The following is a 21,199-nucleotide window of genomic DNA, read 5'->3' on the forward strand; positions in this document are numbered from 1 at the left end:
CCGCAGGAGTCTTCGCTCCTTCCACTACAATCAACTAGGGAATATCATTATTTTAAGCTTTGTCTATACACTGAGAGCCCGTGCTGATCGGGCTTTTTTTCGTTTCCCCCCTCCTTTTAATGTCTTCATTTGCACAAACTTCCAGAATATCCTACCCCTATTTACCTATACTAACTATGTGCTTGATTAAAGGAACATAAACGAATGGGTGGGGTAAAAAATGGCGAAAAAAGAGGAAAACGTATCCACGGATGATGCAGTGCTGCAAACGCTCCTTGACCTAACGGATAAGGACGGGATGGAGATTGGGCTTACGTTAAATGTGAATGGGGCAGTGATTGCGGGGACGCTTGTCGGTCCGCATACCTATTATGAGGGAATCATTTCATCAGCAGATGATGTGGAGAATAGTGTCCTTTCTCATGTCCTACATAAGAAATTCACAGATCTTAAAGAAGCCTATATCAGTGAAAAGCAAAAAGAAGAAGAAAAAAGCAAACAGGATATGATCGCTACATTTATTCATCTTAAGGATGCTGTATATATTTCGGCAAACACACAATCTCCTTTCAAGAGTCACGCTTGGTGGCGTGGAAGGATTGATTCGATTGATGCTTTTTCATTCAAGCTTTAAGCAAATTACTTTATCAAACATAGAAATGACTACGGAGGGGTAGAGGTGACAACTAAGAAAATAGGACAAGTCAGTGCTTGGTGCATAATAAGCATGGCTTCCATCCCTCTTATTATGACATTGGGCAATTCTATGCTTATTCCCGTTTTGCCATTGCTCGAAAAAGAGTTGGGCATATCCTCCTTCCAGTCGAGTATGATCATTACTTCCTACTCGGTTTCTTCTATTTTTTTAATACCTATTGCAGGTTATTTGTCGGATCGGTTTGGCAGGAAAATGATCATTTTGCCAAGCTTAATACTGGCGCTTATCGGGGGATTGATTTCAGGGTTTGCTTCCTGGAAGATAGATGATCCTTTCACATGGATCATCATTGGACGTATCATTCAAGGAGTCGGGGCAGCGGGAGCCACGCCAATTATCTTGCCTCTCGTTGGAGACTTGTACCAGGATGACGATGAGAAGACAAGCTCTTGTTTGGGAATCATTGAGACGTCGAACACGTTCGGGAAGGTTCTAAGCCCTATTTTAGGCTCACTATTGGCTGCGGTCCTTTGGTATCTTCCTTTCTTCTCTATATCCTTTTTCAGTCTGATTTCGATCCTTCTTGTTCTTGTATTCATCAAGGTACCAAAGATAGAAGAAAAACCACTTGCACTAAATATTTTTATACAAAACACAAAAAAGACTTTTCACAAAGAAGGAAAATGGCTATATACCACCTTCGTCATCGGCATATACGCGATGCTGATTCTTTTTGGCCTATTATTTTATTTATCAGATATTCTTGAAAAAACGCATGACCTTCATGGTGTGACTAAAGGGTTATATTTAGCTATCCCTTTATTTACCCTGTGTGTTTCCTCCTTTATCACTGGAAAAGTGATCAAAGGGGATATCGAATTGATGAGAAAAATTCTTATGGTCTCCCTCGGTATTATCGCTGTTACCATCGTTTTTGTTGGATATCTTAATGAAAGTATTTTTTTATTGCTTACAATATCCAGCTTTATCGGCATTAGCATCGGGGCCATGCTTCCTACGCTTGATGCTTTGATTACTGAAAATGTAGATAAGGGAGAGAAAGGCACGATCTCATCTTTTTATAGTTCATCCCGGTTCATCGGGGTCGCGGCAGGTCCGCCGATTATGTCTGTCGTAATGAAAAACAACCTTCTACTAAGCCTTTATATATCCGGTGCCTTGGCAGTCGTAATAGGAGTCCTGGTTTTTCTTTTCATCCAAAATGTAAAACCAAAGAAAAGCACACTATGGTAGTAGGTTAAAAGGAGAGTCACATGTCAAAAGCCACATGCAGTACCAAACAAACAGCATCAGGTGATTTAGCTTGGTGGCAATTATCTTTGATTGGAATCGGATGCACCATCGGTATTGGCTTTTTCCTGGGATCGTCTCTAGGAATCAAGCATGCCGGAGCCTCCATTATCCTTTCCTTTTTGATAGGAGCCACCGGTACTTATATCGTATACAGCAGATTAGCTAAAATGACTATCCAAGACCCACAGGAAGGCTCCTTTTGCTATTACGCAGGGAAGGCATTTGGCAAATGGGCGGAATTCAGCTGCGGCTGGAATTACTGGTGCTCAAACATTCTAATCATGGGTAGTCAGCTGACTGCCCTCGGCCTATTATCTCAATTCTGGTTTCCCGATGTGCCACTTTGGATTTTTTCAGCAGGATATGCCGTGTTGTCCTTTTTTGTAGTTATGCTGGGAACAAAAGGGTTCGATAAAATGGAAGACCTTTTTGCCATCATCAAGATCGCGGCGATTTTGATGTTCATTGTCATTGCTTTGGGTATCTTTTTTGGATGGATCAAAGGAGATGCTGGTGGCGGTAGTCCAGGCAACTTTCCGAACACCATCAAAGAATGGCTGCCTTTAGGGGTAAAAGGACTATGGTCTTCCCTCATTTATGCCTTTTACGCATATGGGGGCATCGAAGTGATCGGACTGATGGCCATGCAGCTGAAGAAGAAGGAAGATACGCTAAAGGCCGGAACCATCATGATGACCCTTTTGATGGTTCTCTATGTGGGGTCATTAGGGCTTGCCGTTAGCCTTGCTTCTTTTGACAAATTTACCGAAAAGGAAAGTCCCTTTGTGACCGCCCTGACCAATTATGACCTTGCCTTTTTTCCACACGTATTTAACGGCGCTATCATCATTGCCGGGTTCTCGACCATGACCGCAGCACTTTTCGGAGTCACCACTCTTCTTGTAACATTGGCAAAAGACGGGGACGCCCCAAAGATTTTCCAAAAGAAATTAAACTTTAAGGATCTACCGCTTCCCTCCCTGTTACTTGGAATGGGAGGATTGGCTGCTTCCGTCATCTGTGCATTCCTGCTTCCAGGAAAGGTGTTTGAATTTATCACCACAGCCGCAGGATTACTCTTATTGTATAACTGGCTATTCATCCTGCTGGCCTCTTTTAAGCTAGTGGAGAAAGGGAGGATTGTATCCATCCTGGGGCTGCTCCTTCTGCTATTGGCCATAAGCGGAACCATTGTTGAAAAGACCATCCGCAATGGCTTTTTCATCAGCATCCTTTTTGTAGCGTTGATTGGGATCGTGGCATTGATCATGCATAGGAAGTGGAAGAAGGGCGGAGGGAAGAAGCTGAAGTATAGTTGAGGGTGTTTTTGGGGGGATGGCGTGGGGGCCGATGCTTAGAGGCGTGCTTCATCGGTTTTATGAAGACCTCACCTTGTCCGCTTTGATCTCACAGAGGTCTTCATCCGCTTCCAACTCGTGGAGGTTCTCATCGACTCTATGAAGACCTCACTTTGTCCGCTTTCAACTCACAGAGGTCTTCATTGCCTCTATGAAGACCTCACTTTGTCCGCTTCCAACTCACAGAGGTCTTCATTGCCTCTATGAAGGCATCACTTCGTCCGCTTCTAAGCCATAGAGGTCTTCATTTGCCAGAGGGAGATTTCCTACAGCCCCAAAAGCCCCACCTCAACCATACCATTCTTTCTGATAGTTCAGTTGCAGGCGATCTCCAAAGGCGAAGGCAAATTCTATAAAAGCAGACCCTTTAGCAGTGATGATTGTGTCATCGACAACCACTGGGAGATCCGTATAATCCCCTTCGTTAAACGTTCCTAGGAAATCCCTCTGCTCTTTCGTTAAGCCTGTTGTATATTTTTTCTCCGCTAACAAGCCGCTCATGGATAGTAAATAAGGTGCGCTGGAGATTGCGGCGATCACTCTTTTATTATCATTTGCCCTTGCTAAGAAAGCAGAAAGCTCTTGATGTCCAACAAGATGTTCAAAATCGTCCACTCCTGGAAGCACAATACTATCTAATATTTCTAAATCCACATCCTGAATCGTCATTTCCGGAATACAAGGCAATCCTGCCTCCCCTTTTACGAATTGGTCATCAAGACCAATAAAGAGGACCTTTTTGCCCCCCTGACGCAGGACGGACAAAAGGACCGAAAGCTCATACTCACTAAACCTTTGATAAAGCATTATTCCAGTGAACAATTCCATCACACCTTACCAACAAATTGCCTTAGCAAATTTTTTATAAAAGGATTCAGACCCTCTGGCAACTCATTTACTTGGAAAAATTTCGCCTCTGTGGATTCTACGCCATCCACTCGCAGCACGCCACCTTTTATGTCCCTTGAAACATAAGCGACAGTAACCGGGTAAAATTCATCTCCATTCGGAAGCTTCACATGATGTTGCTTTCCAGAATACACACCAACTAGATCCAGCTTTCCGATTTCCAAACCCGTTTCCTCTAAAACCTCACGCCTGCCAGCTTCCTCAGTGGATTCTCCCAACTCCATGAATCCGCCAGGCACACCCCAAGCTCCATCCCTACGCTTTTGCAGCAAAATTTCCCCTTCATTGTTCAGTACAGCCACTGCCGTCCCTACTAATATCAGCGGTTGGTGTCCAACAACATTTCGTAGATCTTCTATGTATCCCATTATTTCCCCTCCACATGCTTAGTTAAATACAGCACAAATCCTTTCAACAACTTGTCGTGGTCTAACATCTAAGGATGGAATATCACTAACTTTTACCCACATAGGCTCATAAGTCCCCCGACTCCTCGTTAAATCAGTAAACTCTTCTCCCATACCGATTCCCACTTCCCCTTCCAATACCTCTGCTAGGAAAAAATATTGAACGCCATTATATTTAACTTGTTCGAAGCATTCTTTAACTAGGATTTTTACACCTAATTCCTCAAGCACTTCTCTTTTTGTAGCCATCTCCGGAGTTTCCCCGGCTTCTATCCCACCACCGGGGAAAACAAAATAAACGTCCCCTTCTCGAACTCTCTTTATCAGTGCAACTTTATTTTCTTTTAATAAAATTGCTGATCCTCTATTTCTCAGAACGGTACCTCCCTAGTTGTTCCTATAGTTGATTGGGGCATTACACGCCCTACTCTGCATTCCATCTTTCAATAATCTCAAGCGCTTCCTCTACACTTTTCACTCCCGCTATTTCCACAATAAGATTTAAATCTTCTTTTGCCTTTAATGCCTCTTTTAAATTACCTTGAGGGACAATGACATGAGTGTGTCCATCCCGAGCTGCAGTTTGAACTTTTCCATTTATGGAAGACACTTTTTTCACTTTACCACTTTTGTTGATGGCGCCTGTTAGCCCAATGGAAAGTTCGTTAGTCCCTTTCCCCTCATGTACAATAGAAGACAACACCAATGCCAACCCGGCACTGCTCCCATTGATATCCTCTCTATTTAAAAAATCATTAATTTCAGGGTTAGTGTCTTTTAAATAATGATGGACGCTTCCCCTCATATCTTCCAAATGATTCTTCTTTACACCCAAAAGTTCAAGGATAAAATTATTTTTACTCCGATAGCGAATAACATTATTTGCTACAATATCTTCATATAAATCTGCTTTATTGTAAAAAGTTATCGTTGCTCCATCCTTCAATACTGCACTTCCAACTCCCAAAATATAAATGCCAGTATTAGCTACAATCTCTTCTGATGGTTGATAAAAAGTAACGATGGAATCCGTGTTATCAAAACCAAATGCTGAGAACTCATAGTTAAATAGGACAAAAGTCAATAAAGCTGAAAATATAAATGCACGTCTCAATGCTTTTAAGTTAAAGGATACAAAAATGAATACTATATTCGTTACCAGCAGTAACAGTAATAATAAAGCAAAGGCCACCCCGGTGAGATGATCGAACAAGTATAGATACAAAAATGCAAAATAAATAAAAATCGTACCTAAAAACGGTTTCAAACTACTTTGCTTCTCCAATTTATTTTCCCCTTATGACGGTGGCATACAGATGTGATCCAGGAGGTAATCCGTCACTCAATTTCCCATCTGATTACTTTTAGCTTTATCCTTTATTATCCGCTCACTGATATACCCCAGCAGCAACCCGACTCCAATAGGTAGGAGTGAAATCTCTGTATAGGAAGGGGACCATTTAAAAACAAGAAAATTAATATCAGCCAAAAATCCAATCAAATACAGTAAACCCATAGATCCAAAAGCAATGATTAATGGTATCCAAAATGACTTTCCCACTTTTCCAGCCTCCGTTATTCCATGTTATCTCTGTTTGTTATTTTCCTTTAATAGCTCGATAATCTGTTCATTTTGACTTTCTATATTTCTTAAAGACTTTTCAACTGCCATGGAAGAAATAAACACCACAAGCAATATGCCGATTCCAACAAGTAACATTCTAATTCTCCTATCTATATTTTAAGATCACTTTTTAATTTAAAACTAGAAAAACTTATAGGAGACCGTCCTCCTCTTACTAACACACAATTCTTTTACATTAGGGCATTCTTTCAATTTCACTACTCTTCTCCAGCCCTACCTATAAATACGAATTTAACTGGAAAAATGTTTCATTTTTTGAAAAATAACAAGTAAAATAACAGTAGGCACTTCCTTACCTTCTTGGTAAGAAAGAAGCAACGATCTGGAAAAGGACGAATGAACGTAATAAAGTACGGAACTTTTCTTCCTTCAACCAACGCGATTACATGGCTTACACTAATCTATTTAAACAGATGCAAACATTTAATTCTCCTCTAATCAGACAGGAGGCTAATAAAGTGTATAAGCTAATGGGTCAATCCATTATTAACCCATTAGCTTATAACTAATCATCCCTCCGACAAGTCCACCAATTATTATTGCAATTGTAAGTCCCAAGTCTATTTCTCCGTTAAATAATAGCTTATATCCTAGGAGCCCAATTAATGTGCCAGCAATCCAATAGATTAAAAATTTCCCTAAATTTTTTATTATTCTTCTCTCCCTTTAAAGAATACCTTCTAATCTTTTCTATTTTTGTTATAACAATCCTTTTTGTTGCAGAAAGTAAAAGTTCTGTACCATTAGTTTTAAATACAAAAAAAGAGTGGGTATCCACTGACATCCCACTCCCTTGTTATTTTAACTAAGCTCATTTCGAAGTTCTGCTGCTTGATACAGTGCAACCTTATCCTCATGAATGTCCCCTGGTTGGTTCCCTTTCCCAATGATATATCCCTTGAACTCCACTCCCATGAATTCAAATATGTATTTGAATTGCTCGATCATCGGTAGTCCTTTGATGGATGGAGAATCTCCACCGACTGCAATGACGTATGCGCCTTTTGTGGACATTCTATTTTTGAAGTCAGGAAAATTTGTATCCCGCATGGAGTGGGACCAGCGATCGATGAAATTTTTCATCGTCCCCGACATGCTGTACCAATAGATTGGAGTCGCAAAAATCAATGTGTCATGTTCGAGAATACGTTCCATTATTGCGTTGTAATCATCGTTTCTATTTTGGAAACCCTTTGGATCGTGTCGCATATCGATGATTGGCAGGATAGTGTGGTTTTTCAAGTATATCTCTTCCACCTCTATCCCCTGGATGGCGTGTTTTGTTAGAGTTTCTGTATTTCCTTGCTCTCGGGTTCCCCCATATATAACGGCTATGGACATAGTAATCCCTTCCTTTCACTTCTGATGTGTACATTTTATACTGAAGATGTGGTTGAGACATAGGATAGAGGATTATTTAGTTGTATGTTATTTATTGAATTTCTTTAACTTGCTGAACTTCTAGCCCCCACCCATGAGAATCAAAAATCAAGTATTCATTTTTATAAGCCACTTTTTGATTTTATAAGCCACTTTGAGCAAGATAAATGCCAATCGACACAAATCGACACTCCGCGTCAAAGGGTGTCCCTTTCCTCATCAAGGCCACATCCCTTTCAAGCAACTTTATATAAATAAATTCCTTACCCACAGGGCCCCGTACAACAAAGCTGTTCCTCCCACAATGAGTAACCCGATCATCATAAAGCCATATATAAATCCTTTTCCCATCGCAAAAATATCTAAGAAAAATCCTTTAATTGAGTCAATGATTGCTTGCATGATAGCCTCCTCCTTAAAATTTCTCCCAAACCGCGTTCGTATAAGCCACCTTCAGCCCAGCTCGTTCCATGTTTTTTTGGCTCACACTGCCAAAAGCTGCTTGGCCGATGATATATTGGCAATCTTCATCAATCGCAGTTTGGATGCGCTTTTGTATTAAAGCTGTTTGAACTCCTTTGTTTCTATATTCAGGTACGGTTGCCGAGGCTGCCAATGTCGCTATGCCATTTTTTCTAAACAACACAGCTATCCCGGCTGGTTCCCCATCAACGCGTGCCAGATGAAAAGTCCAGTTATCTCTTTCTGCAAGCACCCTGTTATTGGCGGTCACAAAGTCTTTGAATGCAACCGGCATCCCGAAACCTTTCGTATATATTTCTCCGAATAAATCGAAATTCTCAAGACTGATTTCTTCTATCTGAGTGGCACTACCTCCCTTTACCATCGGCATTTCATTTGTAGATAGAGAACGATAAAGAGCCGTATGAAACCCACTTTGAAAAAAGCCCATTGTACTGAGCTTTCGAAAGAGGTCTCTTGACGCATTGCCTGGTGTCACCTCAAACCTCGCGGGGATTCCTCTATTAGAATAAAATTCTACTATTTCGTCCAGGTCATCTATATTCTCTTCGCGGATTCCCTTCACCGTGTTGAATGATGGACCGGGAATATTTTTGACCGAGAACGCAACGGCATTTCCAAAGCGTTTCAGCTCCACGCCCATTGCATTATCGTTAAGTCCCTTTACTCTCATCAATCTATCTTCAAGCGCTTCGACCTCTGACTGTTCTACGATTTCCAATTCAGTTTTTGTTAGGATGGACATGAACTTACCTCCGTGTGAATGATAGAACTATTTTTCTTCTTTTCCCTGCTTTTTCTTCTCCCCAACAGATAATAGAAGAACCGAAACCATTAATAAAATTGCTCCTGTAACATTCCATATTGTTAGCTTTATTGGAAAAAACGGAAAGGAAATCACCGCTAGCAACAAGGGACTCAGAGCTCTGGATATATTTGCAATGGAAAAGCGCAAGTATTTTAGTGCTTCGTAAAGAAGAATGGTGCCCAAAAAGCCCGTTATGATAGAAGAAAGTACAATCAACAAAACCCCATTAACAGGGTAATTAGGATCAAAAAGTTCTCCGGCTAGCATCGAATAAACCAATACAAAAATAGCCGTGATACAGTTGTTGGTAAACAATATGGAGTTGGATTCCCTACCAATGGTCAATGTCTTCTTTATGTAGACATTCGTTAGCGCAAAAAAGAAGGTATAAAGGATCGCAAACAAACTACCAACCAAGGAGGCTTGCCAATCTGCCCCCTCACCAACGAACATGAATGCTCCAAACAAGGCTAGGACGATAAAGATTATTTCTGTTTTTGTCATTTTTTCCTTTAAGATAAAAACCGATAAGACAACTGCAAAAACGGTATAAAATCTGCCGAGAAAGCCCACTTCAACAGGTGACAACAAATCCATGCTCATAAACAAAAAAATGACTCCACATGCATTAAATAGCGCTAGTAAGATAACCTCTTTTTCAACATAAAACGTAACGGTGTTTTTCGTAAAAACTCCCCAAAGATAGCTTACAACGATAATGGTAACGGTATTTATAAGTGCTGCCTTACCCGGAGAAATATGTAACAGCCCAAATTTTGATACTAAAGGGCCGATAGCCATCATTACTACCGATAGAAAATTTAAATAATAGCCTTTTTTGATATTGTCCATTTCTCCCACCCTTTATGGAGTCAGCTTGTTACCACTTCCGGTGCAATCAAGTCTGTATCAGGTGGGGTATAGCCAAACTGTCGTCCTATTTTGACGATCTGCCCTTTATGGTGGAATTCGTGAGTGGTGGTGTGGGTGAACAGCCAGAGTGTACTGAAGTCAGAAGTTTCACCGTTTTTAAAAGTATAAGGAATGGTGTGCTCCCAGTTGTCCTTATACTTGAGCAAAAATTCCTCTACAAGTTCGTCTGTTTTACGAAAAAGCTCTCTCATATCGTGGACGTTTTTTATCGTGAGTGGATCTGTTTTGGCGATTGATTTTCCAAGACCATGCGTACCCAGCCAAAAATGGTAGCACGTCGCTATATGTATGTGAAGGTTTCGGACCGAGTCCCCGCCGAAGCTTTCCATTTCCTTTACATAGTCGGCGTGAGACATCCCCTCACAATAGTGAAATAACGTCTCCCTTGTCCGTCTGATCCAATCGTACTGACTTTGAAATAACTCCATTTTCCCATCTCCTTATTCTTTAATGAAGAAATATTCCGTCTTTCATTAATAGTATCATATGAGTAAGGAGATGGTAATAATTTCTATCGTTTATTGAATGATGGAATTTGCGACTTCTACAAGTGACCCTTCTTTTACATAGGGCATAGAAAGTGCACGTATATATTCAATCATGTAATGATTTCCTTCATATTCAAAAGCAAGCTTTGAAATGGAGGCATGCTCTTTTCCTTCCACGTACGAACCGTCCATGCCATTTTTAAGTGGCACATACTTTGATATAGCTCGAGGAAAATCTTCCTGATCTTGTCCGGCAACCCAGACCACCATGACATCCATATTACTGGAGTCCACATATTCCAGCTGTAATTTCCCTTTATAGTACCCTCTGTCATTATACCTACCAAAAGAGTGAGTCGGCTTAAAGGGAATGGATTGGGGTGTGATTGTGTCTAACCGGGTATTCTTTTCATATTGAGCTGTAGCTTTTTCGACTGTGGTGAAGCCTGAACTTATGTAGTTAGAGGTAATAGAATCGGTTTCCGTGTTCAGGGGCTGAAAGGACATCGTTAAAAGCAGACCTACCAATAGTAATTTTGACATTTATGTGGCTCCAATCTATTTCGTTTTTTATAGTTTGGATTTCATCATGACCTGGTATTCACCGACGAAAAAAAGACAAGTATAGAGCATATCTCCATACTTGCCTTAGGCTAAATTGTTTTAGCTACGGGTCGCCGTGCCTGCCCCTCAACCCACAAAAACATCCTTCTTGATAGCACGTTTGGCTATATTGCTACTCTTCAAGTGCTCGACCACCATGTTAACAGCGTCCTTTGAACCAGCAACAAAATATTGACCTTTTTCTTTGTGTTTTTCTTTAAATATATTTATTTCCTGCAACAGCTGTTCTTTTGTCGTGATAAAGTCAACATCCACATTCTTGAAATCCACTTTATAAATATGCATATTTTCGCTATCGAAATAGAGGAGTTTAACTTGTTTCCCTATATTTTCTCCTTCTATTTGCTTAATGATTGCTCGAAATGGGGTGATGCCGATGTCTGCTGCTATAAAGAGTGCCGGGCTTTTTTCTTTTAGATAAAAGGAGCCTACTGGCCCACTCATGTTGATTTTCATCCCTGGCTCTAATTCCAGCAACGCCTGCTTAAAGTCACTTGGGTTCTCGCCGATTGTGGTAGTGAGCCTCACCACACCCTCACTTGGAATGGAGGAGACGGTGAATGGCTTTGTGTGATTTTTAATTTTCTTATGTGTTATAGTAAATAACCCGTGTTGGCCAGGCTTCCACGTCAAGTCTTGATCTTTTTTGAAAAGAAAGGAATAGACCCTTTGTGATTCTTTTACTTTTTCTATAAAGACAAGTTCACTTTTCTTAAAAATAGAAAGTGTATCTTTTAAAAAACTCATGTACGTATCTCCTTTTCCATTAGCCTTCTTTTAAGATTTCGGTTAACCCTTCTACCATCATGGTCCAACCATATTTCGCCCCAAAGTAAGCTTGGTTCTCTTCTTCAAACCCTGTATGTTCCAAGTGGAGGTGAGTTGTTTCTCCATCTTCTTTTAAAGTCCAAGTGACAATCGTGTCAATGGGACCGCCAACCCATGTGTATGATAATTTATGGGGCTTGTCCACCACTAAAACCTCACTATTGACAATCAATCCAATTTCTCTATTTTGAAACTGACACTTGTAACCTACAATTGGCCTGAAGTTGTTCTCCATCACCCATTGTGCCAGTGTCTCTGAATGGGTTAAAGCGTTCCAAACCTTGTCGATAGGGCTTTTAAATTGATAATCTAATGATAAGTTGGCCATCATTTATTCCTCCAATAACTTCTTTAATTTCATTGCGCTATCATTCCAGAACTGCTCATAGTAGGCCAGCCAGTCCTGAACTTCTTTCAAAGGGGCCGGGTTTAGGCGGTACCTCGTTTCTCTTCCTATTTTCCGATTTGAGACTAAGTCGGCTGCTTTCAACACAGACAAATGTTTAGATACGGCAGTACGGCCCATATCAAAGTGTGGCGTGAGTTCGTAGAGCGGCAGTTCCTCTTTTTCTGCTAGCAGGCGTATGATTTTTCGCCTGGTAGGATCTGCGATGGCCACATACACATCTTTTTCTTGAAGGGCAAGATTCATGGTTCTTCCTCCTTTCAAACAAATAGGACACCAATTAGTGTCTTTATTATATGACACTAATTGGTGTCCAGTCAACTGGATATATTGTGATGGATAGTTAAAAAAATATGCGATAAGACAAATACCCAATTGCCCCAGTTAAAAATAGGATGACAGCAGAACCGGTTACCATTCTTGTTTTATCTATCATTCCATCCTCATTGAAGAAGAAACCCTTTATATTGCGCCATAAATCCAGAATTAATGTTGCGATTTCCACGCGCAGACCCTCCTTCCTTAAATTTCGTTACCTATATATGTAAATATTAGCGGAATTTATAAAATATTATGCACTTTCTCTTGGTATTTACGTTGTCGCATTTAGAGTTCGTGCCAAAACGGTGTGAGTTGATGCCAAAATGCACCGAGTTCGTGCCAAAATCAGCCGAGTTCGTGCCAAAATGCCCTAAGTTGATGCCAAAACACGTTTCGTCGGTCTTTTCGGTCAGGCACAGTAACCCACTCGGGTCCTTATGCATGTCCCCTCCACCACCTCCTCCTTTTTTTGTTTAAAACCTCCCATTTAGGGGAAATTAAAACCACTTTGACTAATACATATTTAGGAGGTTGTTCTGTGAAGAGATTGTTTGGTGTGTTGCAGAAGGTCGGGAAAGCGTTGATGCTTCCGGTCGCGCTTTTGCCTGCTGCGGGTATTTTGCTTGCACTTGGGAATGCGTTGAAGGAGGAGAATTTGCTGGAGCTGATGCCGTTCCTTGGGGCGGGTTGGATCCAGATGGTAGCGAATATTATGGACGCTGCCGGGGGAATTGTGTTTGATAACCTCCCAGTGCTCTTTGCCGTTGGGGTTGCAGTTGGACTTGCTGGTGGTGAGGGGGTTGCCGCGCTTGCCGCCATCATCGGGTACCTCATTATGAACGCGACGATGGGGGTTGTGCTTGGGGTGGATGACGGAATGCTGGAAGACCCGGCATATGCGAATGTACTTGGGATCAACACGCTACAGAGTGGGGTGTTCGGCGGGGTAATCGTCGGGATCCTCGCGGCATTCATGTATAATAAGTACTTCAATATTGAATTGCCGTCTTACCTTGGGTTCTTTGCCGGTAAGCGATTTGTTCCGATTGTAACTGCTGCTTCAGCAGTGGTGCTGGGTATACTCATGTCCTTTGTATGGCCACCTATCCAAGGTGGATTGAACACCCTTTCTGAGAGTATGATCAACACTAACTTAACGGTGTCTGCCTTTATTTTCGGTGTGATTGAACGTGCCTTGATTCCATTCGGGCTTCATCACATTTTCTATTCACCGTTCTGGTTTGAGTTCGGGTCCTATACGACCGAAGCCGGGAATATTGTCCGTGGGGACCAGGCGATGTTCTTTGCGCAGCTGCGTGATGGGGTCGAGCCGACTGCGGGTACATTCATGACAGGTAAGTTCCCGTTCATGATGTTCGGACTTCCTGCCGCAGCGCTTGCCATTTACCACACGGCACGTCCTGAAAAGAAAAAAGTGGTCGGTGGGATCATGGCATCTGCTGCCCTAACATCTTTCCTGACAGGGATTACAGAGCCAATTGAGTTCTCGTTCCTGTTTGTCGCACCGGTACTGTTCGCGATCCACACAGTGTTTGCGGGACTATCCTTTATGGTCATGCATATCTTAGATGTAAAAATCGGGATGACGTTCTCCGGTGGGGTCATTGATTACCTCCTGTTCGGGGTTGTGCCTAACCGTACGGCTTGGTGGCTGGTGATACCAGTGGGGCTTGTGTTCTCGGTCATTTATTACTTTGGTTTTCGTTTTGCGATTCAAAAATTCAACCTTGCCACACCTGGTCGTGAAGAGGTGGACGAAGATGAGGATGGCGCATCCACTTCCACAGCCGGCGACTTACCACATGATGTGTTAGAAGCAATGGGTGGAAAGCAGAACATCTCCCATCTTGATGCATGTATCACAAGGCTTCGTGTATCGGTAAATGAAATTTCAATGGTTGATAAGGCGCGTCTGAAAAAACTTGGTGCTTCCGGTGTCCTTGAAGTAGGAAACAACATCCAAGCGATTTTCGGGCCAAAATCGGATACATTAAAATCTCAGATGAAAGACATTATGGATGGTAAAACGCCTCGTCCTGCTAAAACGGACACCAACAAGGAAGTCGAACAGCAGATTGAAGAGATTAACCCAGATGCGATGCAGACTAAATCAACAGAAGGTGGATTTATCGCTCCAATCAAGGGTGAAATCAAACCACTAGATGACGTGCCAGATCAAGTCTTCTCCGGAAAAATGATGGGTGACGGTTTTGCCATTGAACCTTCAGAAGGACTTGTCGTCTCCCCTGTAAATGGAAAAATCGTAAACCTTTTCCCGACAAAGCATGCGATTGGCATTGAGTCGAACGAAGGACACGAAATTCTGATCCATGTCGGTATTGATACAGTGAACTTGAAAGGCGAAGGATTTGAAGCACTGGTTGCCCAAGGTGATAAGGTGACAAAGGGTCAGGAGCTCTTAAAATTTGATATGGACTTCATCGGTAAGAACGCTCCTTCGTTGATGACACCAATCGTGTTCACCAACCTCAAGGACGATGAAAAGGTTAAGCTGAATAAGCAAGGTGAGGTTTCATTGAAGGAAGAAGGAATTGTAGAGATTTCAAAAGGATAAATGACAAGGACGTCTCGAATGCACTTCGAGACGTCGCTTTTTATTTTACCGATGGCGGAGTATTATGCAGGGCTGGTGGGGCAGGATTCAGTATAGGTTTGCTTCCCCATGCACCTGGCATGCTTAAGTATTGGAAGTTCGCCAATCCATCTGGCGCCGGGCCACTTGCCCATTTCCCTTTGCTGCTTTGTTCACCCTCTGATAAGGCAATAAACGTATGAGACACTTCCGATTTTTCCTTAGCAGTAGGGAATGTACTTGGAACGATGACGCCTTCTTGTGCTTCGAGCTCATGAATTGCCGCCAGCCATTGATTTTGATGCATTCTATCCCTGGCAATTAGGAACGACAACATGTCTCTTACTCCCGGGTCGGTTGTTTGTTCGTATAATCTTACTGCTTGCAGACGTCCCTGCGTTTCAGCATTTAGGTTTGCCCTGAAGTCGGCGAGTAAATTTCCACTTGCGATAACATATCCGGCATTCCATGGCACCCCGACACTATTGACCGGCAACGCGCCAAGGCCCGATACGATTGCATACTGCGGGTTCATCCCACCCATGATCGCTGCCATGACAGGATTTTGAGCCGCTTCCTCTTGTGCTTTTACCGGTGCCCCATCAAGCAGCCTTGCTATCATGGTCGCAAGCATCTCAATATGTGCAAGCTCCTCCGTCCCAGTGTCCATCAATAAATCCCGGTACTTATCATGCCTCCTTGCCCCCCAGCCTTGAAATAGATATTGAACAGCAACGGAAATTTCCCCGAACTGCCCACCCAATATCTCCTGTAATCTTGTGGCAAATATGGGATCAGGCTTACTCGGTTTGGCTTCGTATTGTAATTCTTTTATATGAAAAAACAAAGCATCTCCACCCTTCATTAATCTTCACATGTTATATATACTGGCTAGGGTTTGTACAACATTCTAAATTTCCCATGATACAATAAAAGAAAAATACTCTAAGGGAGGATCTAAAATGGAAAAGCATCGTATCTACACTATGAGTTTCGCAAGTGTCTACCCGCACTATGTATCAAAGGCAGAGAGAAAAGGACGGACCAAAGCAGAAGTGGATGAGATCATCCGCTGGCTGACAGGCTATAGCCAAGAGGAGTTAGAATCGGTACTGGAAAAGAAAACAGATTTTGAAACCTTCTTTGCGGAAGCTCCCCAAATGAATGCTTCACGATCCTTGATTAAAGGCGTTGTTTGCGGTGTCCGAGTGGAAAACATAGAAGAAACAACCATGCGGGAAATCCGTTATTTGGATAAATTGATTGATGAATTAGCCAAGGGCAAAAAGATGGAGAAAATCTTGCGGGCTTAAGGGGCTGGCCACTTGCCCACCCAGTTTGTGTAAAAAATGATCGTAAGAATTGGTGTTTTTGCTCTGTCAACAGCATACGTTAATGAAATAAAGGGGGGAGATTTATGCAAAAGAGCACTATAATGGGGACACTACTCTTCCTATTATCCGCCATTCCTTTGGTCGCCTTTATGTCTTCATGGGGTTCTGCATTAATTGAACTGTTCAACAGAGTGACTATCTTCATTCCCATTGTTTGTGGTGTAGTAGGTTTAACAGTAAGTATAGTGGGAGTAAAAGGCTGGCAGAAGGGTTGGCTGATTGCGGCGAACTTACTTAGTATTTGTGGATGGGCTTTATTACTATTTGTTGCGATTTACGGTTTTCAAGCACCATAGATTTCGACAAGAAGATTTGGAGATTTCCCAATTAGAAAAAGGACACTTTCCCACCATACCTTTTTCAAAAGTTAATTTGGAATTTTTCGCTGAATCCCTTGTCCATCAAGGGGTTATTATTTTGTTCAACAAACGTTTGTTTAAAAAATTCTATCCCAGGATAAAGGTTTCCCGGGAAATTTGTCGCTTTGAAACGAATGCTGATAGATTTGTGAAATATACCACAACACCTTTTTTAAAAGTTAATCTCTTAAAATTATTTTTCTCCTTACTGCCCCATAGCTCTGATTTTTTCTTAATCATACGTTTGTTTAAAAGTTACTATGTTAGAATACAAAAAAGGACAACCTCTTTTTCCATAATGGCTGTCCTTTCCTTTTTTAAGTTAAGTCCATGATGAAGTCTGTCGATTCAAAGAATAACAAACTCACGAGGATAATGAGGAGTGGCAGAAGCATGCCAATAATGCTACATATTAACCCTGCCTTGGCATAACCTCGTCCTATCTGATCCTTTTTCTGGATTTCATTAAGTCCAATCAGAGCGAGGACAAAACCTGGAACTGCAAAGAGCATGCTCAAAAAACTGATGACGCAACATAATATTGATAAGATACCAAGAATGAAAGAAAGAATAGCATTACTATTTAGCTTTCCCGTCTCAGAATGTGGAACAGAACTATTCAATTTCGTCACCTACCATTCTAATTCAGTGAATGTTAGAAGATTTTAACTCTACCTGCATTATAGCCCTCCTTAGCTACAACACGCCACTACTTTTCTTATATCCTCTTCCCTAATCCAAATCTCTCCATGCCTAATTTCATAAAATATATTGGCTTGATTTAGACGTTTCCATCTGGTTATCTGTTTTTTCTGTCCAGAAAATATAAGTATCGCTGCTATTTCCTGTACTGCAAGCAGATAGGGTGATAAGTATAAGTACAATGACTCCTACCAGGACAGGCACCTTTACCCACATTAATTGATCCACAATTGTGTGGTTGCCATAAATAAAAACAACATCCCTAGAGAGTAATCCATCATATAGACCTTCTTTTCATCTCTGTGATAGTGCGATTCTACACCATTCATGACATTCATTAGTCCAACTACAATAAAGGCATACCCTAAATACACCTCATTGAAATCATCCTTATATCCTAGAATTAAAAGTACAATTATCCCTATAAAGAATATTATCCTAACTGCCGTTACCGGCTTCGAGCTTTTCTTACGGTTTACTTTTTCAAAGAACAATCCCATCTAGTACACTCCTATTAACTTCTTTCTCTGATTAAATAAAGCAGGATATTTATAGCTATGACCCCATTATGATCGAATGCAAATGCTCCTGCTATTCCACTCCAGTCACTCCTCCGTCTTCATATAGGAAAGAGCTCTTCTTACGACAACAGCGAAATAGATGAACAGGGTATAAGTAGTGACTCCTGCCAAATAAAAAGATAGTTTTTCTACAGTGTTCGATTTGTGAGGAACTCCATGTGCCTCGTTATACCAGGCCAGATCTTTGTTGCTGTACCAGATTGCTAGATATGTAAGTAGTAAGAAGGCAAACGCAAGGAACACTTTACGATGGAAAGTGACCACCTTAAGGCTTATTTTCATGGCTACTTTTATAGATGTAAGATTCTCGGGGGCTTCTTTCGTTTTATGGAAAGGAATGATAAAGTACAACATCAACCCACCCCATATGATAGAAATCACTATCCATTCCATGACTTTATGCTCCCCCCTTTCCTCTCTATTACTATTAACTAAACGAAATAGATAAGGGAAAAGTTCCTAGCTTGAAAATTTATTGAGGAAGAGGAAGATCTCTCTGTTATCGCTCCCCCTCAAGAATCAGCTTGCTAGAGCCTCAAAAACTACATCCACTCACCAATAAAGCTAACATGAATCCCACAACCATAAGAATCAAGGATGCTTTCGCAAAATTCTTCAAGTTTACGTTATGATCACCAAAAGCCAAAACAAGCAAAACAATAATATTGATGAGAGGGATAGCTATAAGAAGCAAGACGACAATCCAGGTACCAATCGTTACTTCACTATTATCCCAGTCATGTCTTCCAGGACTGGTCCCATGGTTTAAGTGATTTGGTTGCTTATAATGATAGTCATTGTAATCCATTGCACTCCTCCTTTTTAATAGGGTCCAATAAACAACTCCAATCACCATGGATAATCGAATTGTCCACCAGAGATGGGAAAGAGGCTTCCGTATATTTCTAGATGGGTAACACCAGGTTCGGATCCTATAATTGGAGTATAGGTGGAAAAAAGATAGAAATTCACTCGCTTAATTTCTACTTCCAATCCTTCGGATAACGTTTGCTTGTAAGAATTATCGAACATCTCAAGGTACTCTTTTTCACTCGGATTGGTACCCGCAGCAAGAAGCGAAAAGGCAAAGAGCAGGAGCCAAATACTATGGTATTTAACAAGAAATTTCTTCATCTATCACACCCCAAAACGACTAAAGTGCCTTCTCAATCCTTCCCCTAAAATATTGAACGTCAAAATAACATACATTAGCGCAAACGCTGCAGCTGCCGGTATCCACACGGCCGTATAGATATCTTTTCGGGCATCACCCAAAATAGTCGGCCAGTTGTAGCTTGTATTCACCAACTGGAACATTCCTCCTGGTGGGACCTCTATAAATTGCATGGTAATAAAAATCGAGAAAATTCCGAGCTGACCGATAATCAAAGCAACTCTGCCGATATCAAAGCAATAGTTAACAAGCATGGTCGGGAGAATTGTAGGCAGGAAGTGATTTTTGGCCAGGCCGAAATTCGTGACACCCAATGTGCGAGCCGCCTCAATATACGGTTTATTTTTCACATGAATTAATTGATCCCGAATCGTTACGCCAACGCGCCCCACTTCCACCAATGCTATGCTGAAAATGACAATCCAGAACCTGTTTTCGGCATAAATTAAAAGTGGCAGGTTGAAAGCTAAGATGGCAAAGAAGATCACAGGCATGCTGGAAAAAATCTGGTCCCACACATTGAGAACGTTCGAGATGACCCGACCTCCTAATGATGCAATTGCACCTAGCACCATGCCTACAAGATAACGGATCGTGGTAATTAAGAAAATGAGTAACAATGTATCCTTGGCACCCATGACGAGAAGACTTACCATGTTTCTGCCTTCATGATCAGAACCAAGCGGGAAGGCCGCGGATGGTGCAAAGGGTGCTTTCTCAAGCCCCCCTGACTCAAGGAATATTAACCGTTTCCCCTCCACCCCCTCTTTCACATACGGAAAATAGGAGCCGAATGCCGCCACCAAGATTAACAACAACAGAAAAAATACGCCGATCCATAGTGCTTTGTTTTTCAGCATCCCTTACACCCCCTTTTGGCTGAGTTTTGTCAGCAGTATCATTTTTACAATATGAACGATAAGCACGGTCGCAATGAAGCACAGGGCATAACCAAAGACGAGTCCCGCTTCAATAGAAGTAGTACCAAAGCCAACTGTCTCCTGCCTTCCTCCTAGCGCCACAAACATTCTATTACCTGCCCCAGCATAGCCAGTCAAGTACTCCACCATCAACATGTTTGAGATGACAACCATCATGATCGTCGGCAGATGGGCAATCAAATCAAGTGCACTGTTCCTTAAAATATGACGATTTATCACCTGTTTGACTTTAAACCCTTTAGCAAAAGCCGTACGGATATAGTCCTGGCCATCTTGGTTCAAAAGCGATACACAGGTCATCCGTGCAACATACATGGTCGGATAGATGGAAACGAGTAAGGCCGGCGCGGCAAAGCTGTACCAGTTCTGATTACTGAAGATCAGTCCCATCGGTAAGTAATAGAACGCTAGATAAAATGCAATAATCACGACGAAAAAGTCAGGGATGGACTGGAAAAGCCAAGTTGTGCCGTTCCCAAGCAGATTCTTTTTTGTATATGTATTTCGATAATCAAAAATCCCCTTTAATACACCAAAAATAATACTAATAACAAATCCGATGACAATGATCAGCAAGCTTTTTGGGTAATAGCGGACTATTTCTTGTTCCACGGAAGTCTGTGTAAACATGGTTTCGCCAAGGCTCCTATGCTCCCAAATATGCTGAAAGAACTCGGTGATGTTGGTTCTGTATACTTCAAAGAAAAGAGAAAGCTGAAAACCTGGAAATGCCCCATCATTAAGATTCATGGGAATTTCCCCATAGTACCCTCCTCTTGGGAAAAAAATGAGCAGGATGGTAAACAGCAAAGCCAAAAAAACAGAAATAGACAATTTAAGTGATTCTTTTTTTAAATCCATTGGATCCCCCT

At 41.6% G+C, this 21,199-nt stretch carries 30 protein-coding genes; 6 read left to right on the forward strand and 24 right to left on the reverse strand.

The window, feature by feature from the left end; translation table 11 throughout:
- The first annotated feature begins 220 nt into the window (after positions 1–220).
- The 3 genes from gvpU to EKQ44_RS18335 all read left to right on the forward strand — a co-directional run bounded on the left by gvpU (position 221) and on the right by EKQ44_RS18335 (position 3,291).
- Positions 221–634, forward strand: coding sequence for a gas vesicle accessory protein GvpU (gene gvpU, locus EKQ44_RS18325; RefSeq protein ID WP_237665003.1), 414 nt, complete (start codon positions 221–223; stop codon positions 632–634).
- 93 nt (positions 635–727) lie between these two features.
- Positions 728–1,912, forward strand: coding sequence for an MFS transporter (locus EKQ44_RS18330; RefSeq protein WP_237665129.1), 1,185 nt, complete (start codon positions 728–730; stop codon positions 1,910–1,912).
- Positions 1,913–1,932: 20 nt separating this feature from the next.
- Positions 1,933–3,291: an amino acid permease gene (locus tag EKQ44_RS18335; protein WP_237665004.1), complete on the forward strand. Its 1,359-nt coding sequence runs from the start codon at positions 1,933–1,935 to the stop codon at positions 3,289–3,291.
- Between the two features lie 327 nt (positions 3,292–3,618).
- Here EKQ44_RS18335 and EKQ44_RS18340 read toward each other — a convergent pair whose 3' ends face one another.
- The 16 genes from EKQ44_RS18340 to EKQ44_RS18410 all read right to left on the reverse strand — a co-directional run bounded on the left by EKQ44_RS18340 (position 3,619) and on the right by EKQ44_RS18410 (position 12,746).
- Positions 3,619–4,158, reverse strand: a complete 540-nt coding sequence (locus tag EKQ44_RS18340; protein ID WP_237665005.1) for a DJ-1/PfpI family protein — start codon at positions 4,156–4,158, stop codon at positions 3,619–3,621.
- Positions 4,158–4,607, reverse strand: a complete 450-nt coding sequence (locus EKQ44_RS18345; RefSeq protein WP_237665006.1) for an NUDIX hydrolase — start codon at positions 4,605–4,607, stop codon at positions 4,158–4,160. The genes EKQ44_RS18340 and EKQ44_RS18345 overlap by 1 nt, the downstream gene beginning before the upstream one ends.
- A gap of 18 nt (positions 4,608–4,625) precedes the next feature.
- Positions 4,626–5,021 carry an NUDIX hydrolase gene (locus EKQ44_RS18350; RefSeq protein WP_237665130.1) on the reverse strand — a complete coding sequence of 132 codons (396 nt, stop codon included), beginning with the start codon at positions 5,019–5,021 and terminating at the stop codon, positions 4,626–4,628.
- A gap of 49 nt (positions 5,022–5,070) precedes the next feature.
- Positions 5,071–5,931, reverse strand: a complete 861-nt coding sequence (locus EKQ44_RS18355) for a S16 family serine protease (protein ID WP_237665007.1) — start codon at positions 5,929–5,931, stop codon at positions 5,071–5,073.
- A 57-nt stretch (positions 5,932–5,988) separates the two neighbouring features.
- A complete protein-coding gene (locus EKQ44_RS18360) occupies positions 5,989–6,207 on the reverse strand; it encodes an ATPase (RefSeq protein ID WP_237665008.1) in 219 nt (72 codons plus the stop codon).
- Between the two features lie 24 nt (positions 6,208–6,231).
- On the reverse strand, positions 6,232–6,366 hold the full coding sequence (locus EKQ44_RS21520) for a hypothetical protein (RefSeq protein WP_269151724.1): 135 nt from the start codon (positions 6,364–6,366) through the stop codon (positions 6,232–6,234).
- A gap of 726 nt (positions 6,367–7,092) precedes the next feature.
- The gene (locus EKQ44_RS18365; protein WP_237665009.1) at positions 7,093–7,632 is read right to left on the reverse strand and encodes a flavodoxin family protein; all 540 of its coding nucleotides are present in this window, start codon (positions 7,630–7,632) and stop codon (positions 7,093–7,095) included.
- Positions 7,633–7,917: 285 nt separating this feature from the next.
- Positions 7,918–8,073, reverse strand: coding sequence for a hypothetical protein (locus EKQ44_RS18370; RefSeq protein ID WP_237665010.1), 156 nt, complete (start codon positions 8,071–8,073; stop codon positions 7,918–7,920).
- Between the two features lie 13 nt (positions 8,074–8,086).
- Positions 8,087–8,899: a GNAT family N-acetyltransferase gene (locus EKQ44_RS18375; protein WP_237665011.1), complete on the reverse strand. Its 813-nt coding sequence runs from the start codon at positions 8,897–8,899 to the stop codon at positions 8,087–8,089.
- Positions 8,900–8,926: 27 nt separating this feature from the next.
- Positions 8,927–9,814 (reverse strand): DMT family transporter, encoded by an 888-nt coding sequence (locus EKQ44_RS18380; protein ID WP_237665012.1) that lies wholly within the window; start codon positions 9,812–9,814, stop codon positions 8,927–8,929.
- A gap of 20 nt (positions 9,815–9,834) precedes the next feature.
- On the reverse strand, positions 9,835–10,323 hold the full coding sequence (locus EKQ44_RS18385) for a DinB family protein (protein WP_237665013.1): 489 nt from the start codon (positions 10,321–10,323) through the stop codon (positions 9,835–9,837).
- Positions 10,324–10,413: 90 nt separating this feature from the next.
- Positions 10,414–10,926 (reverse strand): hypothetical protein, encoded by a 513-nt coding sequence (locus tag EKQ44_RS18390; RefSeq protein ID WP_237665014.1) that lies wholly within the window; start codon positions 10,924–10,926, stop codon positions 10,414–10,416.
- Between the two features lie 147 nt (positions 10,927–11,073).
- Positions 11,074–11,754, reverse strand: a complete 681-nt coding sequence (locus EKQ44_RS18395) for an FAD-dependent oxidoreductase (protein WP_237665015.1) — start codon at positions 11,752–11,754, stop codon at positions 11,074–11,076.
- A 19-nt stretch (positions 11,755–11,773) separates the two neighbouring features.
- Positions 11,774–12,163 carry an SRPBCC family protein gene (locus EKQ44_RS18400; protein ID WP_237665131.1) on the reverse strand — a complete coding sequence of 130 codons (390 nt, stop codon included), beginning with the start codon at positions 12,161–12,163 and terminating at the stop codon, positions 11,774–11,776.
- A gap of 3 nt (positions 12,164–12,166) precedes the next feature.
- Positions 12,167–12,487, reverse strand: coding sequence for an ArsR/SmtB family transcription factor (locus EKQ44_RS18405; RefSeq protein WP_237665016.1), 321 nt, complete (start codon positions 12,485–12,487; stop codon positions 12,167–12,169).
- 97 nt (positions 12,488–12,584) lie between these two features.
- Positions 12,585–12,746, reverse strand: a complete 162-nt coding sequence (locus EKQ44_RS18410) for a hypothetical protein (protein ID WP_237665017.1) — start codon at positions 12,744–12,746, stop codon at positions 12,585–12,587.
- A 354-nt stretch (positions 12,747–13,100) separates the two neighbouring features.
- Between EKQ44_RS18410 and ptsG the strand changes: the two genes are divergently transcribed.
- A complete protein-coding gene (gene ptsG, locus EKQ44_RS18415) occupies positions 13,101–15,158 on the forward strand; it encodes a glucose-specific PTS transporter subunit IIBC (RefSeq protein WP_331254673.1) in 2,058 nt (685 codons plus the stop codon).
- A 40-nt stretch (positions 15,159–15,198) separates the two neighbouring features.
- Here ptsG and EKQ44_RS18420 read toward each other — a convergent pair whose 3' ends face one another.
- A complete protein-coding gene (locus tag EKQ44_RS18420; RefSeq protein ID WP_237665018.1) occupies positions 15,199–16,023 on the reverse strand; it encodes a manganese catalase in 825 nt (274 codons plus the stop codon).
- Between the two features lie 115 nt (positions 16,024–16,138).
- On the opposite strand from EKQ44_RS18420, the gene EKQ44_RS18425 reads away from it, so the two are divergent.
- Together EKQ44_RS18425 and EKQ44_RS18430 are read left to right on the forward strand one after the other, a co-directional pair.
- Positions 16,139–16,489: a DUF2200 domain-containing protein gene (locus EKQ44_RS18425; protein WP_237665019.1), complete on the forward strand. Its 351-nt coding sequence runs from the start codon at positions 16,139–16,141 to the stop codon at positions 16,487–16,489.
- 104 nt (positions 16,490–16,593) lie between these two features.
- Entirely contained in the window at positions 16,594–16,866 is a 273-nt protein-coding gene (locus tag EKQ44_RS18430) for a hypothetical protein (protein WP_237665020.1), read from the forward strand.
- Positions 16,867–17,246: 380 nt separating this feature from the next.
- On the opposite strand, the gene EKQ44_RS21645 is transcribed toward EKQ44_RS18430, so the two are convergent.
- The 7 genes from EKQ44_RS21645 to EKQ44_RS18460 form a co-directional block, all read right to left on the reverse strand.
- Positions 17,247–17,561 (reverse strand): DUF4190 domain-containing protein, encoded by a 315-nt coding sequence (locus tag EKQ44_RS21645; RefSeq protein WP_414491345.1) that lies wholly within the window; start codon positions 17,559–17,561, stop codon positions 17,247–17,249.
- A gap of 285 nt (positions 17,562–17,846) precedes the next feature.
- Positions 17,847–18,131: a hypothetical protein gene (locus EKQ44_RS18435; RefSeq protein WP_237665021.1), complete on the reverse strand. Its 285-nt coding sequence runs from the start codon at positions 18,129–18,131 to the stop codon at positions 17,847–17,849.
- Positions 18,132–18,236: 105 nt separating this feature from the next.
- A complete protein-coding gene (locus tag EKQ44_RS18440) occupies positions 18,237–18,605 on the reverse strand; it encodes a hypothetical protein (protein ID WP_237665022.1) in 369 nt (122 codons plus the stop codon).
- 142 nt (positions 18,606–18,747) lie between these two features.
- Positions 18,748–19,020, reverse strand: a complete 273-nt coding sequence (locus tag EKQ44_RS18445; protein WP_237665023.1) for a hypothetical protein — start codon at positions 19,018–19,020, stop codon at positions 18,748–18,750.
- A gap of 41 nt (positions 19,021–19,061) precedes the next feature.
- Positions 19,062–19,346, reverse strand: coding sequence for a hypothetical protein (locus EKQ44_RS18450; protein WP_237665024.1), 285 nt, complete (start codon positions 19,344–19,346; stop codon positions 19,062–19,064).
- A 3-nt stretch (positions 19,347–19,349) separates the two neighbouring features.
- Entirely contained in the window at positions 19,350–20,246 is an 897-nt protein-coding gene (locus EKQ44_RS18455) for an ABC transporter permease (protein WP_237665025.1), read from the reverse strand.
- A 3-nt stretch (positions 20,247–20,249) separates the two neighbouring features.
- Positions 20,250–21,188 carry an ABC transporter permease subunit gene (locus tag EKQ44_RS18460; RefSeq protein ID WP_237665026.1) on the reverse strand — a complete coding sequence of 313 codons (939 nt, stop codon included), beginning with the start codon at positions 21,186–21,188 and terminating at the stop codon, positions 20,250–20,252.
- Positions 21,189–21,199 lie beyond the last annotated feature (11 nt).

The organism is Sutcliffiella horikoshii, assembly GCF_021991925.1.
GTDB lineage: Bacteria > Bacillota > Bacilli > Bacillales > Bacillaceae_I > Sutcliffiella_A > Sutcliffiella_A horikoshii_F.

Excerpts from the sequence above, each read along its gene's own strand:
- gvpU (WP_237665003.1), top strand. The coding sequence starts at position 221 with ATGGCGAAAAAAGAGGAAAACGTATCCACGGATGATGCAGTGCTGCAA.
- EKQ44_RS18330 (WP_237665129.1), top strand. The coding sequence starts at position 728 with ATGGCTTCCATCCCTCTTATTATGACATTGGGCAATTCTATGCTTATT.
- EKQ44_RS18335 (WP_237665004.1), top strand. The coding sequence starts at position 1,933 with ATGTCAAAAGCCACATGCAGTACCAAACAAACAGCATCAGGTGATTTA.
- EKQ44_RS18340 (WP_237665005.1), bottom strand. The coding sequence starts at position 4,158 with ATGGAATTGTTCACTGGAATAATGCTTTATCAAAGGTTTAGTGAGTAT.
- EKQ44_RS18345 (WP_237665006.1), bottom strand. The coding sequence starts at position 4,607 with ATGGGATACATAGAAGATCTACGAAATGTTGTTGGACACCAACCGCTG.
- EKQ44_RS21520 (WP_269151724.1), bottom strand. The coding sequence starts at position 6,366 with ATGTTACTTGTTGGAATCGGCATATTGCTTGTGGTGTTTATTTCTTCC.
- EKQ44_RS18365 (WP_237665009.1), bottom strand. The coding sequence starts at position 7,632 with ATGTCCATAGCCGTTATATATGGGGGAACCCGAGAGCAAGGAAATACA.
- EKQ44_RS18370 (WP_237665010.1), bottom strand. The coding sequence starts at position 8,073 with ATGCAAGCAATCATTGACTCAATTAAAGGATTTTTCTTAGATATTTTT.
- EKQ44_RS18375 (WP_237665011.1), bottom strand. The coding sequence starts at position 8,899 with ATGTCCATCCTAACAAAAACTGAATTGGAAATCGTAGAACAGTCAGAG.
- EKQ44_RS18380 (WP_237665012.1), bottom strand. The coding sequence starts at position 9,814 with ATGGACAATATCAAAAAAGGCTATTATTTAAATTTTCTATCGGTAGTA.
- EKQ44_RS18385 (WP_237665013.1), bottom strand. The coding sequence starts at position 10,323 with ATGGAGTTATTTCAAAGTCAGTACGATTGGATCAGACGGACAAGGGAG.
- EKQ44_RS18390 (WP_237665014.1), bottom strand. The coding sequence starts at position 10,926 with ATGTCAAAATTACTATTGGTAGGTCTGCTTTTAACGATGTCCTTTCAG.
- EKQ44_RS18395 (WP_237665015.1), bottom strand. The coding sequence starts at position 11,754 with ATGAGTTTTTTAAAAGATACACTTTCTATTTTTAAGAAAAGTGAACTT.
- EKQ44_RS18400 (WP_237665131.1), bottom strand. The coding sequence starts at position 12,163 with ATGGCCAACTTATCATTAGATTATCAATTTAAAAGCCCTATCGACAAG.
- EKQ44_RS18405 (WP_237665016.1), bottom strand. The coding sequence starts at position 12,487 with ATGAATCTTGCCCTTCAAGAAAAAGATGTGTATGTGGCCATCGCAGAT.
- EKQ44_RS18425 (WP_237665019.1), top strand. The coding sequence starts at position 16,139 with ATGGAAAAGCATCGTATCTACACTATGAGTTTCGCAAGTGTCTACCCG.
- EKQ44_RS18430 (WP_237665020.1), top strand. The coding sequence starts at position 16,594 with ATGCAAAAGAGCACTATAATGGGGACACTACTCTTCCTATTATCCGCC.
- EKQ44_RS18435 (WP_237665021.1), bottom strand. The coding sequence starts at position 18,131 with ATGGGATTGTTCTTTGAAAAAGTAAACCGTAAGAAAAGCTCGAAGCCG.
- EKQ44_RS18440 (WP_237665022.1), bottom strand. The coding sequence starts at position 18,605 with ATGGAATGGATAGTGATTTCTATCATATGGGGTGGGTTGATGTTGTAC.
- EKQ44_RS18445 (WP_237665023.1), bottom strand. The coding sequence starts at position 19,020 with ATGGATTACAATGACTATCATTATAAGCAACCAAATCACTTAAACCAT.
- EKQ44_RS18450 (WP_237665024.1), bottom strand. The coding sequence starts at position 19,346 with ATGAAGAAATTTCTTGTTAAATACCATAGTATTTGGCTCCTGCTCTTT.
- EKQ44_RS18455 (WP_237665025.1), bottom strand. The coding sequence starts at position 20,246 with ATGCTGAAAAACAAAGCACTATGGATCGGCGTATTTTTTCTGTTGTTG.
- EKQ44_RS18460 (WP_237665026.1), bottom strand. The coding sequence starts at position 21,188 with ATGGATTTAAAAAAAGAATCACTTAAATTGTCTATTTCTGTTTTTTTG.